The organism is Polynucleobacter campilacus, from assembly GCF_002206625.1.
GTDB lineage: Bacteria > Pseudomonadota > Gammaproteobacteria > Burkholderiales > Burkholderiaceae > Polynucleobacter > Polynucleobacter campilacus.
In genome coordinates this window covers 21,058-35,084 of record NZ_NGUP01000001.1, presented here as the reverse complement: position 1 = coordinate 35,084, position 14,027 = coordinate 21,058, and the positions used below count along the sequence as shown (strand labels likewise).

Sequence of the window (14,027 nt, the reverse complement as noted above, 5' to 3'; positions counted from 1 at the left end):
TTGACTAGCCATCCATCAGCACCGCTGTGCCAAGCCCCAGATCCAGAAATCAGATCTCCCAAAATCGTATTTCCATCTGGGGCGGTTGATTGCCATGCGCACGTTTGTGGGCCAGCTAGTCAATTTCCGTATGCGCAAGAGCGCATCTACACACCACCTGATGCCACGCTAGAGCATTACCAAGCTTTACTGAGGATGCTCAGAGTGGATCGGGCAGTACTGGTGCAGCCTAGTGTTTATGGCACCGATAATCGCGCGATGCTATCTGCACTCAAAGCCCATCCAAAGCAATTACGAGGGGTGGCAGTCATTCCAAATGAGGTCAATGCGATTGACGATGCTCAATTAGAGCAACTACATCAAGCTGGTGTGCGCGGTATCCGCTGCAATATTGTTGATGTTGCCGATCCCTCTGCTGGACTACCAATCCAAAACCTAAAAGATTTAGCAAACCGCATTAAACCTTTTGGCTGGCATTTAGAGTTGCTTATGCATGTGAATGAATATCCAAACTTAGACAAAGTGTTTGAAAACTTTCCGGTAGATTTAGTCTTTGGGCATTTTGGTTATTCCTATGCAAAACATGGGGTCAAGAATGAAGGCTTTCAGGGACTATTAGAGCTTCTGAAGAATGAACAAGCCTGGGTCAAGATGACCGGACCCTATCGGATTTGCGATGGTGATCTTCCATATGCCGATATGCGGCCATTGAATGATGCGGTGATCAAGGCAAACCCCAATAGGCTGGTTTGGGGTACGGATTGGCCCCATGTCATGGTCAAAAAGCAAATGCCCCACGATGCTGATCTGTGCGATCTATTGGGTTCCTGGGTTCTAGATGAAAATCTCAGAAAATCCATCCTGGTCGATAACCCCTGTATCCTATATGACTTTGCGGCACTAAATTCATAAGTAAGCGCTCATTAAACAGCACATAAGCAGTACAAACAGTATTGAGTAAGAAAGAAATCAACCAATGGATACCACCCTCACCGTTGTTCTCGGCATTGTTGGCATGCTCCTACCGCTAGTGGTAGGACGCCTAGTTTGGAAACGTTTTGATGGCTGGTTTGGTCGTAACGATGAAGCCTATATGGATAGCTTGGAATATTTTCTCAAGAAAATTGGCTTTACTATTTTGGTTGCCTTCATCCTGCTTTGGATTTGCATGACCCTCGTATTTAGTGGCAATGGTTCTTAAAACAGAGTAACTCATCATGAATGATCAGCTCAGAGAAATTATTAGCAAAGCAAAACTCAATTTTGCAATTTTGGCCAGCATTCTGGCGTTTGCGGTTGTTGGTAAATTTACCAGTCCGCAATTTACGAATGCTATTTTTGTAACTGCTGATCAACTGGTATCAGATCTTTACATTGTCTTTATTGCCATTACCCTGGGCGCCTTTATTCCCAACTTCAAGCTAGTGGCCTTTGGATCGATGGCAGCCTTTGTTGGAGCAGCAATCCTCATTCAGCTTGGCATCTTTACTTATTTAACGATTGATTATGTCTTTGCAATCTTGATTGTTGTTCTGGGCTTTGCATCGATTGCCAATTTGTATAGGCACTATCGGGAATTTCGGTTTTAGGCTATTACGAGCTTTACTCAAGCTTACCTAATAAATCTCTTAAGCCCTGCCACAAGAGCGCTTTTGGAATTTCGATTTTCAGCATTTTCATACACACCTCAAGCCGTTCATCGCGAATAAGTAATGCATTGATAGCCTTATGAAGATCTTTATGTATGCTATCTCCATAAGCCGAATGGGCTTTAGTCAGAGCTGCTTTCAATTCAATTTTGCTTGGGTTTAACATCACAAAATCGATAACATCCCTGCTATAAATAGCTGTATCGTTCCAACGATCTGAGTTGGCCAATAACTTGCTCGCTAATAAATCTAATCTTGTTAGTGTGGTAATGCCCTTAATAGAATTAGTTGGGCCTGGGCTATCAAACTCAATGCGGCCCTCTAAGACAATTTCAAATTTAACAGCCACATCTCCCGACTGGAGCATTGTGCGGATGCCATACTGATCTGCCCTAATATCACGGGCCAACACCAACTTAGCACCCTCTTTAGCAATTGCATAAATGCCAGCTGTATCTGTCAATAAATTACGCAATTCACGATAGTGCTCTTTGTTTGAGACAAGAAAATCAATATCAACAGATTCTCGATATTCATTTTGCAACAGGGCTATCGCTGTCCCGCCGCCAAAGTAACAATGGCGCTCTCTTAGTAGATCACCATTAAGTTGCTGCAGGATGCTACCAATCAACTGATGGTGTTTTCGCCTAAACAAGTAATTGCTCCATTCCTCTTGTGTCTATCAATCTTTGCATCAGATTTCTCTCGCGCTCATCGAGATGGGTTAAGTCCAAAAAACGCTTATTCCTCTCATAAATTGCCATTGCCTCTGCGTCTGTTAAATACTCATCATCTTTTAGCTGCCATGCCAGTGCTTTTAATTGTGCATAGTCCTTTATACGAATGTGGGGCATTTCAGGATCATGCAATTTGATATCCGCCTCTTGGCCAACTAAAGGCAGTAGAGCGAAATACAAACCCAAAGCTTCACAAACCTGAAGATACGCACCGATGCTCACTGTGGGCTCGCCTTTTTCAATTCGATGTAAGGTCACCCTTGAGATGCCGGCCATCTCAGCACAAATCTGCGCACGGATTCTCAAAACCTTTCTTCTGGCCGTAATTTGAGCGCCCAAACGAGCCAATGAAGGCAGGTCTTTGGTTGGTGGTAAATTGGCTTTTTTGTTCATAATGTTTCTTATTATATACAAATACTTAATTTTGTAAACTATAAGAAACATTATTCACATAATACCTATTAACCCCCTTAAATCACCACCATGACCAATTTGCATCATGTCTATGACGTGCCTCAAAAATAGGATCGCCCAGCCCCTGAAGCCAAAGCCTCATTACCCTATTATTTCTTGTGCGGCGACGATGCTCAAAAGCCTTACGGTACCACCGAGGTGCCGAGCTACCCATGGTTACTTGTGCATCTGAATGAAAGACGGCAATTGCCTTTCTTCCAGCGTCAGAATTAGGGATATGACGAATGGTTGTCCCGCCATTAAAAAATACATCCCAGTTTTTTAATACCCAGACATATTCATGCCGTTGATTTTTACGTCTAAAAGTTCTCGACATCACAAACTCCTCATACTTTGATTAATTAGTTACATCATGTCGATCCTTCGAAAAAATTTGAACAATAAAAAACGCAGTCATGTTTATTGACTGCGTTTATTTTAAAGAGCTATAAAACCACACTCTAACAATGAGTACTCACATAACTATTTTTCCAGCGCTCCATAAATCACAGCATTAAGCTGTTCACGATGTACCTTGCGGATTTCTCCTGGGGCAACGCCCATCATGACCACTACCATTTGCTCTTTAGGGTCTGCCCAAAATACAGTGCCATAAGCGCCATTCCAAGTGAAGTCGCCAACGTTACCGTTGATGGAAGATAAACCTCTGTCTGTTCGCACAGCTACGCCCAAACCAAATCCATAACCTACGCGGCCTGGCTCCGTAGCACCCACATTATTTTTAATATCTTTATTGAGGTGGTTAGAAGTCATAAAAGCTAAGGTCTGTGGACCTAATACGCGCTTGCCCTCAAGGCTGCCACCGTTGAGCAACATTTGACCAAAACGAATGTAGTCCCCTGCAGTGGAATAGGCGCAAGACCCGCCACAATCAAATTTCACTTTCTGCGTCAGAATATCGACCTTCTGTGGCTTACCTGTCAGCGGATCTATTGGTAAAGGTTGGGCTAGGCGCGGACGATCTTTGTCTGCCAGCTCAAAAGAAGTGTTGGGCATTCCGACCTTACTCCAAATACGCTCCTTTAATACTGCATCCAGCGGCTTGCCAGCAATCTTCTCTTCGATGATGCCAAGTACATCTAAGCCAAAGCCATAATCCCATACGGTCCCTGGCTCATAGAGCAATGGCGCACTTGATAACTTATCAATAAATTCTTGAGCGTTGTATTGAACAGCCGCTGGCGCAGAGCCGGCTGGATATAACTTATGCACCGGTGTAGCACCACGGCCACCATAAGTTAAGCCATTGGTGTGGCGCATCAGATCTTGTATGGTGATCTGATTTTTTGCAGGCACTAATTTGAGATTACCGTCAGCATCTACCTGCCCTACTTTCATATCCTTAAATTGAGGAAGCCAATTTGAGATTGGCGCATTAAGAGGTAATTTACCTTCTTCATAAAAGGTGAGGCCACCAACTGTTGCCATCACTTTGGTCATCGATGCCAGATTAAAAATGGCATCAGTAGTCATCGGCTTATTATTGGCTTTATCTAAATAACCATATGGCTTGTAGATTGACAACTTGCCATTTTTAGCGACAGCCAATACTGCGCCAGACATATTATTTCCTGCAATTTGATCGGCAAAGAATGCATCAATTCTTTTGAGACCATCTGGTGTAAAGCCTTGGCCTGGAGTGCTACTTAGGGGTAAGGGAGGTTTAGCAGCATCTGCTGCAAAAAGAGCTGAGCTAGTCAATAAGCCAGCTCCAAGGGCAACAATGAGGCCAATAGCCTGTAATTTCTTCATAATCTCTCCGAGTTTTCTATTTTTTGTTCTATGGGGCTTGATTACCCCTCAAAGCTATTGAAGCAGACTTTTGAGTTCTGGACGGACCTTCAATCTCTTTATAGCTAAAGTTTATATGGAAACGAATTTTGAGCATTGGGCATTGATAGCAATATTGCATGCTCTAGGCCTGTTCTTAAGCTTGGCACCCCAAGCTAATGCCAGCAAGGTTTTTAGTAAAGGCAATTAATGTGGGCATGCCTTTGAAAAGAAATTGAGCAAACGATGAAGTACCGGATCCCATGAGAGCGGATCTGGCTTATGTGATTCCTTTGCAGGCTCACCCGAAGGAATCACATTGGACATCACCGCAGCAACTGAATTGGCCTTCTGGGGCTCGCAAAGTAAGCTGACAGCACCCTGAAACAATATAAATCCAATTAAGGTGATAGCAATGATAGTGATTAAGATTGATCGCAAAATATAGGCCTAGATCAGGAATTCAAATTACATCTTAGGAATTTTTTTCAAATCAATCTGAATAGTAGCGCCATATTGGGCGTTTAAGCCAATCACTGAGCGCAGCGGAATGTGCTCCTTTTCAGAGAACCATACTTCAAAAGTAGCGGGGTCATCTTTTGATGTGGTCTTGTAGTAGCGTATTGCCTTGACCTTACCTCCATCAAAAGGAAACTCCCACGGCTCACCACGAATCAGGGTATAGGTCTTTAGCGAGCGGCCATCTGTCACTGGCAAGGTAATCGATTTACCGGGTAAATCACGGCCAATGAACTGGTAGCCTACTGTGAGCATGTCATAGAGACGACCAGTAAACGGAGTACTACCTACAGGCGGTGTTCGCGAGGAGACTTTGTAAAAGTTCAAAGCACTCTTTTCTACTTTGGCAATCAGTAACTCAGTATTGCCACGTTTTTCTTGATAGGTATTGCTAACAAAGCCTTCTTTAGTAATAGCGCCAACAGAATCACGTAATAACTTTTGGTCGGCAAGTACTGTAGAAAGAACAGTGCCTAAAGTGCCAGTAGAGTTGATGTGGTACTGATCTTTACGAAGATCCACTTTATCCACAACAGTAGCCACTGACATCGAGCCCTTCACCAAGCTCAATACCTGCTCATAAGGACTAGGCGCCTCACCAGACTGCTTTAGGTACGCTGCGCGTTTAGCAGGATCAGCAGTGATTTTGAGGTCGTATTCGAATTGAAGGGTTTGGGCGGATGCATTGACACAAAATAATGCGGGTAGCGCCAAGAGGGACAATAGCGCCAGAAATGTACTGCGACCATAAAGCATTAATTGAGTGATTTTCATATTGGTATTTTAAATTAAGGTCCCAGGGCAATGCCAAGAGCATTTTCTTTGTTGGGCCATCATCTAATGCATTGCCTGTACACCCTTAGGCACACATTTTCATAGTGAAAACTAGCTAAAACCTTCATAAAAGAGTATTTTTTGAAATATCGGGGGGGGGGAGAAATTCACAAAAAATAATACTAATTAATTCTATAATAAATATATGTCTGGATTAATAGCCGCCTTTCTCACGTCGTTTGCGATGACACTATTGATTATTCGTTTTAAGCATTTACATCTGCACTTTACCGCAGACTCAGATCTTTTCGGACCCCAGAAGTTTCATAAAACAGTTGTCCCCAGAATTGGTGGAATGAGTATTGCTGCTGGTCTTTTTGCCGCCATCCTCATTAAGACTCTTGACTTAGGGATAGGCAATACAGAGCTCATTCTCTTGCTTTGCGCCATCCCTACTTTTGCAATTGGCCTAACTGAAGATCTCACTAAAAAAATTAGTGTTAGGCAACGTCTTTTGTTTACCGCTGTCTCGGCAGCCTGCGCAATATATCTTCTAGGAATAGAGATCACTTCCTTGGGAATCCCTTTTTTAGATTTCTTATTTGCCATTCCATTTTTTGGCATCGTCTTCACCATTGTCGCCATCACAGGCCTAGCGAATGCCTACAATATTATTGATGGCTTTAATGGACTCTCGAGCATGGTGGGCATCATCACCTTATTAGCCATTGCTTATATTGGCTACGTATTGGGTGATACCACCATTATTTTTCTAAGTCTGGTGATGGCCGGTGCAATCTTAGGATTTTTTATTTGGAACTATCCGCTAGGCCTCATTTTTTTAGGAGATGGCGGCGCCTATCTGATTGGCTTTTGGATTGCAGCCTTGAGCATCTGGCTATGCGCCAGGCATCCTGAAGTATCGCCCTGGTTTGCCCTATTGATTAATGGCTATCCCATTATGGAAACCCTATTTACCATCTATAGAAGAAGAATTCATCAAGGTAAAAGCCCTGGCATGCCTGATGGGATTCACTTTCATACACTGATCTATCGCCGAATCTTGCAAGCCAAGCATTTTGATAGTGCACTGTCAGCAAACGCCAGAACAGCTCCCTATTTGTGGCTCCTAGCAGGGCTATCAATTACACCAGCAGTGCTATGGTGGAAATCAACTTCTATCCTGATAGCTGCATGCGCACTATTTATCATTTCTTATCTGTGGATTTACACGAGGATTGTGAAATTTAAGACGCCACGTTGGATGCATCTGTAATCATTACCAGAGAATAGCCAGAGGTTGATATATGTATTTAGAAAGCCAATTAATTGCCTAAAGTCTAAACAGAAAGAAGTTTATTATATTCATATAGTTATGAATGTGAGTGGCACCAACCCCGTTTTAAGGTGAGCTAGCCGCCCTCACCAAGACTTACCTAATAACGCTTATTTATTCCGAAGTCTGACGCCTGAACGATCCTCTGGAGTCCCAACAAATTCAATGCCAGCCTCTTCCAAAGCATTCTGAACAGCCTACACAGATCGGGCATTGCAAGCTGGAACGACGAACATCAGCTCATACGTGCGAATTGTGGCTACCCCTACACCCGAAATTACAGCCAATCACTCTGCCGTCATTCGAATCATTTGACGTGCCGCACGGATTTGCTCTGAAGTGTCATGACAAATCCCAGAGAAATGTTGGCTGTCACGCTTTCAAAAATTGAAGGAGCTTATGCCCCCTCTAGTATCAGAGCTTATAAGGCCGACTTTAATGAATTTATAAATTTTTGTATTTTGCATGCGCAATATCCTCTACCTGCCAGCCTAATAACTTTAACTAAGTTTATTGAGTCAATTTGTTGAGGGTAGATCATCCTCAAGCATTCGCAGATCAATTGCTGAACTAGCAACTATTCATAAACTGATCCGTTTTGTGGATCCTACGAAAGATCCAGGTGTGGTGCTTGAGATGCGAAGGATGCATAGGAAACTAGGACGCTCCTGTAGCCAGGCCGGCAGTATCAATGCCTATAATCTAGATAAGATGTTACTAGCTACCGATGACTCCATTAGAGCCATTCGAGATAGAGCTCTATTACTAGTTGCATATGATACTTATGCAGGCGTAGTGAACTAATATCGCTTCAAGTCAAGGATGTCAAAATCAATATTAAAAATGGTATTGAGACCTCATCTATTCTCTTGAGAAAAAGCAAGACCGATCAAGACTCCATAGGAAGATGGCTACACCTAAGTCAAAGGGCTCACCTAGTTTTGCTTGAGTGGATGAAAGAACTTCCAGCAGAGCAGGAAATACTTTTTTGTGGACTAAACAGGTCCCTAGATATAAGCTAACAAATTGGGGCAGGTCAGATTAATCGCATCTACAAGAAGATTACTAGAAACGCTGGATTAAATGAGTTGGAGATTTAGGGGATAAGTGGTCACTCGATGCGAGTAGGCGCAGCTCAAGATTTACTCAATTCTAGAGCAAGCATGCCAATCATTATGTAGCGCGGAAGATGGTCAAAGACTGATACAGTCATGAGATATGTGGAGAAAGGGAATCCTATGGCTTAAGTCTATTTACATAAAAAATTTAGATAGAACTAATATATAAAATCACTATTCAGAATAGAAAACCTGTTCGTTTTTATGGTCTTCAATAAACTCGAAGCGAACTGTCTTTTCAATTGCATCCATTAAAGGAACAGGCGGAATGAAACCCGTTGAATCAACTGCCGACTCATATACTGAATTAGCACAAAACTTTTTAACTCTAATTGCGCTAATAGGAAATTTTTTACCAGTAATTTTTACTACCAAATCAAAACAGGCTCCAATTAAAAGACCAAAAGAGAATGGCAGTCTTAATTTAATAGCAGTAGACCTGCCCAATAACTTATTGACATGCACAACCAAAGTATTCATTGTGAAATCAGGCTTATCAATATAGTTATAGATATAAGCACCTGGCTTGAAAGTTAATGCATGCTCTAAAAATGCAGCAACATTCTCAACATAAGCTATTGATTTTCGGTTTGAGCCATCGCCAACCATCACAAACTTACCAGAGGCAATTTGCTTCAGTAAATTATAAACATTGCCCCTATTGCTTTCGCCGAAAACTACTGTCGGACGGATGATAACCAAGGTCCGCCTTTGGGGATTTTCAGACTGCCATTCCTTGTAAACTTGCTCAGCCTCCCACTTTGTAGAACCATAGTCATTAAAAGGGGCAATCTTTCCAGACTCATTAGTTCCAAGGGGAGCAAAACCATATACTGCTACAGTGCTTGTAAAGACAATAGTAGTAATTCCATTTATACGCGCTAATTCACAGACATTTTTTGCACCAAAAACATTTACATCCGAATATAAAGATTTAGGACTTACATCATCTCGATGCTCAGCAGCAAGATTTATCAGGCATTGTTCGCTTGAAAAAGCCTTTTTTAAATCTACTAAGGATCTAACATCAGCATACCGAAATTGAATTGGAAATTGTCTACTTTCAGTTTTATCAATTATAGAAAACTGACTTTCACCAATTGAGTCTTGCAAACGCAACGCTAATCGAGTGCCAATAAAACCACTGCCTCCGATGATTGCTACAGATGCACTATGCATAGATTGACCAGAAAATTATCAAATTTATAATCATCCCTTAAGTGCACTTGAAATTCCTGGTGGAAAATCAGCGTATTCCTGAATCATCTCCCAATTATCAGAAAACCATTCAAGATTCTCTTGAAAACCCTCATCAAAATTTGCAATTGGCATATATCCAAGTAGATCCTTGGCCTTATCAATAGATGCAAGTAAGCGTGGTTTAGTGTCCCATTTTCTTCTAGGGATAAATTCAATTGGTGATTTATTTCCAGTGACTTCATTAACTAATTCAGCCATATTCTTAATATTTATTTCGCGGCCAGCGGCTAAGTTGAAGTTTTGACCAATAGCCTCCTTATAGAAACCCGCCCTAACCAAGCCCTGAACAAGATCTAAGACATAAGTAAAGTCTCTAGTTTCTTCACCCGTTCCAGTAATGGGTAATGGCTGTCCCTTCATGGCCCAATAAATAAAATTAGGAATTACATTTCGGTACTGACCCGGCACCTCTCCTGGGCCATATGAATTAAAGAAACGGCAATTAACAATATTCATTCCAAAATTGTGAGCGTAATAATTACAATACATTTCACCCGTCATTTTGTTTATCTGATAAGGAGTTGTAAGATGCATTGAAATAAAGTCTTCCTTTAAGGGCATTTGTGGATAGCTCCCATATATCGCACAACCCGAAGACGCATAAACAAACCTCTCTACTTTACTAAGTTGAGCATACTCTAATAGCTTGATGTGTCCTATTATGTCTACTTCTGCAGAAATTTCTGGATAGTCAACAGAATTTTGATTTGCAAAAAAAGCTGCTAGGTGAAAAATTATAGTTGGAGGATTTTTAAAAACTCTTTTTAGATCTATATCAGACCTAATATCGCCTAAGACAAATTGAACATTTTTTAAGGGCAAAACATTCCATGGATTTTTTATCTTAATTGATGATAGATTATCTAAAACTGTAATTTTTCCATCATCGCCAACCAAACTAGAAAGAGCTATCAGTAAATTACTTCCAATTCCTCCCGCTCCACCAGTTATAAGGATTGATTTACCTGAATAGTAATTTTTTAACTCAGGATCAAAATTTGCTTTTGTTAAATATTCCTCAACCCATACTAGTCGCTTATTATTTGAATTCATTTTCTTCCTTTTTAAGTGCGTAATTTGCAATGATTTCTGCAATTTGTTTGCCAGTTGTACCGTCACCATATGGATTACTAGCATTCGACATAGTAGAGTAACTATCTGGATATACCAGCAATTCTTTAACAGCCGACACAATATTAGCTGCTCGCATCCCGATCAATTTAGCAGTGCCAGCTTCAATTGCCTCTGGTCTCTCTGTTGAATCCCGCATTACCAAAACGGGCTTGCCTAAACTTGGGGCCTCCTCTTGTATTCCACCGCTATCAGTTATGATAATGTGGGATAGAGACATAAGATACACAAAAATTAAATAATCCAAAGGGGGAATCAAGAAAATATTGCCGACTCCATGGAGTTCGCTGTTAACAACCTTGTGGATATTTGGATTCATATGTACTGGATAAACAAAATCAATATCCTCATGAGCAGCTGTAAGCTGAGTTAATGCGGAACACAAATTTAAAACGCCATCTCCAAAATTTTCTCTACGATGACCTGTTATAAGAATTAATTTACGTTTACCGCTTTTCCAATCATCAGATCGCTCCAATACTTCAGGAGAAATTTTTTCCAACTCACTTTTAATGTTAGATAACTGTTCCTTAGACTTATTTAAACCATTTAAAGTAATTAATAAGCTATCTATTACCGTATTGCCGGTTACATAAATCTTTGACTCCGAAATACCTTCATTCATCAAGTTTGCCTTACAGCTTTTGGTAGGGGCAAAATGCAAGGAACTTAGTCGTCCGATAATTTGCCTGCTCCCCTCTTCAGGCCAGGGTGAATTGATATCGCCGGTCCTCAAACCAGCCTCTACATGTCCAACTGGTATTTGAAAGTAATATGCAGCCAATGCTGCAGCACAAGCACTTGTAGTATCCCCATGAACCAACAGAAGATCGGGGCGATGATCCGCAAATACAGCGTTAAGCCCAAGCAATATAGAGGCCGTAATGTCTGAAAGAGTTTGGGAAGGCTTCATGATATTTAAATCAATATCTGGCTTTATATCAAACAAATTTAATACCTGATCCAGCATTTGCCTATGCTGTCCAGTTACACAAACCTTTATTTCTAAGGTAGGCACAGCTTTTAGCGCTTTGATGACGGGTACCATTTTAATAGCCTCTGGCCTTGTACCAAAAACAATTAAAACATGAAATTTTTTAACCAATTTAGATACCGTAATGTTTCTTCATCCAGTGAACAGTCTTAGCTATACCCTCCTCAGGGGCTACAATAGGCTGATGATCTAAATCTTTAATGGATTCAGAAAAATCAATTGTTTTAACCTCCGTGGTAAATCTTTCAGGGTCCTTGATATCCAATAATGACTTGCTTGCACCAGTCGCCTCAATAACTATTTGGGCATAATCTTCAATGCTTCTTTCCCATTCAGTTTTACCACCTACGTTGTAAGCCTTTCCAGGTAAAAAATTATCAGTGATATTTGCTACAGTTCTACATGTATCGCCAACGTAATCAATGATACGTTTATGTCCGCTGTGTACAGTTATCCGCTTGTCGTTAAGGGCATGAAAAATAAATTTAGGAATAAAGCCTCTAAAAGGTGTGTATTCCTCATGGGGACCATAACAATTTACAGGCCTAACACGCACTATTTCAGAGTCAAACATTGACGCTGAATTCATGCACATTAATTCACCGGCCCATTTTGTAATGGCATAGTCGTTCATCTGGTAAGTATCGGAAATTGGGTTCTCAACCATAACTGACTCATTCATCACCCCACTATAGTCGCCGTAGACTTCTGCGGATGAGAAAAAAATTAACTTAAAACCCAAACGTTCTTGCATTCTTAAAATATTTTTTGTGCCTATGAGATTTGTTTCCCAAAGATTTTCAAAATAAGCCTCTCCATTCCAACGACCATACTCCGCAGCTAGGTGATAAACAAAATCAAATGGGCCATACCGATCAAAAAGAATTTCAATCTGTCTTATATGCCTAACATCACAACGCATATAATCATTTCTCTCATTATTAAGCAAATCACATGCAATGACCGTGTGACCCCTTGAACGTAATTCATTGCACAAATTAGTCCCAATCGACCCCGCACCACCGGTAACTAAAATTTTTTTCATAAAATCCAATATAAAGTTTAAGTGTTTAAAAAAAGATTTTTGTACTGATTAACAATCACATCTTCAGAATATTTCCTCATCAGCAAAGATCTTGCAGCTTGAGACATCAACTTTAAATCATCAGATGAAAGATTAAGGGCGCATAAAATAGCGTCAACTAGAGCTTGAGCATCACCAGCGCTTGATACAAACCCAATATTGTTTTCCAAGATGGTTACTGCAATTTCAGAATCAATGTCGACCGATGCAATAACAGGTTTGCCTGCAGCAAGATAATTATAAAATCTACTAGGCACTCCAATTCCAAACATATCTTTTTTCAATGCAAGCAAAGAAACATCGCAGGCATTTAAAAATATATTTTGTTCAGCTTTTGGTAATGTTCCAAAAAAAATAACATTATCAAGACTAAAATCGATAACTTGACTTTTTACCCACTGAGCTTGAGATCCACCACCAACAAAAAGAAATAATATATCAGGATGTTTTTTTTGCAAAATTTTTGCTGATTCAATAATTGTATCAACACCCTGAACATATCCAACAGTACCTGCTATCAAAATAACAAATTTATCACAAATACCAAGTGAATTCAAAATTGCATTTTCAAATTTTGAAGATGGGAAAACTGAAACAGAATCACCCCAATTTCTTATAACCTGAGTATTTAAATGTGTACTGACTTGCCCTGATTTTATGACGTGCTCCATATCAGAACCAAGTACTATTACTTTGTCGGCTAAAAAATAAAAGCCTCGGAAAAGAAAATGTAATATTGGTAAAAAAAAACTAGTTTTTGAAATGACCCCCGAAATAATTAAAGCTTCCGGGTATACATCATCAACTCTGATAATACATTTTGCTTTTTTAAGTTTACAAATTAACGCAATAAAACCAGGGATGAGCGGTGGGTTTGTTACTACAAAAACAATATCATCTTTTCTGATATTTATAAGAGCTTTACATAAAAGAAGGAAGGATGAATAAAGGCCACGAATAATACGTATGAATTTGTTATTAATTTTGAATTTACGTATATTTATTCTTTCAATTTTTATATCATTAAAATTTTCAAACCTTGGAAGATTATTTTCAAAATCTATACAAATAGCTTTAACATTAAAAGTACAAGTCATTTTAAGTGCTATCTTAGCCATATAAACACTAGTAGCAGATTCACTAGGATAGAAAACTTCAGAAATAAATAGTAGAGTTTTCAT

General features: G+C 40.2%; 16 protein-coding genes. 5 read left to right on the top strand and 11 right to left on the bottom strand.

Annotated elements, in window-relative coordinates:
* From CBI31_RS00165 to CBI31_RS00155, 3 genes are all read left to right on the top strand, one after another.
* Positions 1-912, top strand: a complete 912-nt coding sequence (locus CBI31_RS00165; RefSeq protein ID WP_088524419.1) for an amidohydrolase family protein — start codon at positions 1-3, stop codon at positions 910-912.
* A 64-nt stretch (positions 913-976) separates the two neighbouring features.
* Positions 977-1,201: a hypothetical protein gene (locus tag CBI31_RS00160; RefSeq protein ID WP_088524418.1), complete on the top strand. Its 225-nt coding sequence runs from the start codon at positions 977-979 to the stop codon at positions 1,199-1,201.
* Positions 1,202-1,217: 16 nt separating this feature from the next.
* Complete coding sequence (locus CBI31_RS00155) at positions 1,218-1,589, top strand: hypothetical protein (protein WP_088524417.1); 372 nt, start codon at positions 1,218-1,220, stop codon at positions 1,587-1,589.
* 13 nt (positions 1,590-1,602) lie between these two features.
* On the opposite strand, the gene CBI31_RS00150 is transcribed toward CBI31_RS00155, so the two are convergent.
* The 6 genes from CBI31_RS00150 to CBI31_RS00125 form a co-directional block, all read right to left on the bottom strand.
* Complete coding sequence (locus CBI31_RS00150) at positions 1,603-2,304, bottom strand: nucleotidyl transferase AbiEii/AbiGii toxin family protein (RefSeq protein WP_088524416.1); 702 nt, start codon at positions 2,302-2,304, stop codon at positions 1,603-1,605.
* Entirely contained in the window at positions 2,297-2,779 is a 483-nt protein-coding gene (locus CBI31_RS00145; protein ID WP_088524415.1) for a helix-turn-helix domain-containing protein, read from the bottom strand. Before CBI31_RS00145 ends, CBI31_RS00150 begins: the two co-directional genes overlap by 8 nt.
* Before the next feature lie 82 nt (positions 2,780-2,861).
* Positions 2,862-3,176, bottom strand: coding sequence for a hypothetical protein (locus CBI31_RS00140; RefSeq protein ID WP_088524414.1), 315 nt, complete (start codon positions 3,174-3,176; stop codon positions 2,862-2,864).
* A 146-nt stretch (positions 3,177-3,322) separates the two neighbouring features.
* A complete protein-coding gene (locus tag CBI31_RS00135) occupies positions 3,323-4,612 on the bottom strand; it encodes a serine hydrolase domain-containing protein (protein ID WP_088524413.1) in 1,290 nt (429 codons plus the stop codon).
* A gap of 225 nt (positions 4,613-4,837) precedes the next feature.
* On the bottom strand, positions 4,838-5,071 hold the full coding sequence (locus CBI31_RS00130) for a hypothetical protein (RefSeq protein WP_088524412.1): 234 nt from the start codon (positions 5,069-5,071) through the stop codon (positions 4,838-4,840).
* 27 nt (positions 5,072-5,098) lie between these two features.
* A complete protein-coding gene (locus tag CBI31_RS00125; RefSeq protein ID WP_088524411.1) occupies positions 5,099-5,923 on the bottom strand; it encodes a DUF3108 domain-containing protein in 825 nt (274 codons plus the stop codon).
* 205 nt (positions 5,924-6,128) lie between these two features.
* Between CBI31_RS00125 and CBI31_RS00120 the strand changes: the two genes are divergently transcribed.
* Positions 6,129-7,199 carry an MraY family glycosyltransferase gene (locus CBI31_RS00120; RefSeq protein WP_088524410.1) on the top strand — a complete coding sequence of 357 codons (1,071 nt, stop codon included), beginning with the start codon at positions 6,129-6,131 and terminating at the stop codon, positions 7,197-7,199.
* A gap of 573 nt (positions 7,200-7,772) precedes the next feature.
* Positions 7,773-8,063, top strand: a complete 291-nt coding sequence (locus tag CBI31_RS10270) for a hypothetical protein (RefSeq protein ID WP_133062474.1) — start codon at positions 7,773-7,775, stop codon at positions 8,061-8,063.
* A 488-nt stretch (positions 8,064-8,551) separates the two neighbouring features.
* On the opposite strand, the gene CBI31_RS00115 is transcribed toward CBI31_RS10270, so the two are convergent.
* The 5 genes from CBI31_RS00115 to CBI31_RS00095 are packed head-to-tail and all read right to left on the bottom strand — an operon-like array spanning position 8,552 to position 14,027.
* Positions 8,552-9,556: an NAD-dependent epimerase/dehydratase family protein gene (locus CBI31_RS00115; protein WP_088524409.1), complete on the bottom strand. Its 1,005-nt coding sequence runs from the start codon at positions 9,554-9,556 to the stop codon at positions 8,552-8,554.
* Between the two features lie 30 nt (positions 9,557-9,586).
* Positions 9,587-10,690, bottom strand: coding sequence for an NAD-dependent epimerase/dehydratase family protein (locus tag CBI31_RS00110; RefSeq protein WP_088524408.1), 1,104 nt, complete (start codon positions 10,688-10,690; stop codon positions 9,587-9,589).
* Positions 10,677-11,873, bottom strand: coding sequence for a non-hydrolyzing UDP-N-acetylglucosamine 2-epimerase (gene wecB, locus CBI31_RS00105; RefSeq protein WP_276207115.1), 1,197 nt, complete (start codon positions 11,871-11,873; stop codon positions 10,677-10,679). The genes CBI31_RS00110 and wecB overlap by 14 nt, the downstream gene beginning before the upstream one ends.
* A 1-nt stretch (position 11,874) precedes the next feature.
* Positions 11,875-12,807: an NAD-dependent epimerase/dehydratase family protein gene (locus tag CBI31_RS00100; RefSeq protein ID WP_088524407.1), complete on the bottom strand. Its 933-nt coding sequence runs from the start codon at positions 12,805-12,807 to the stop codon at positions 11,875-11,877.
* A gap of 17 nt (positions 12,808-12,824) precedes the next feature.
* On the bottom strand, positions 12,825-14,027 hold the full coding sequence (locus tag CBI31_RS00095) for a glycosyltransferase family 4 protein (protein ID WP_088524406.1): 1,203 nt from the start codon (positions 14,025-14,027) through the stop codon (positions 12,825-12,827).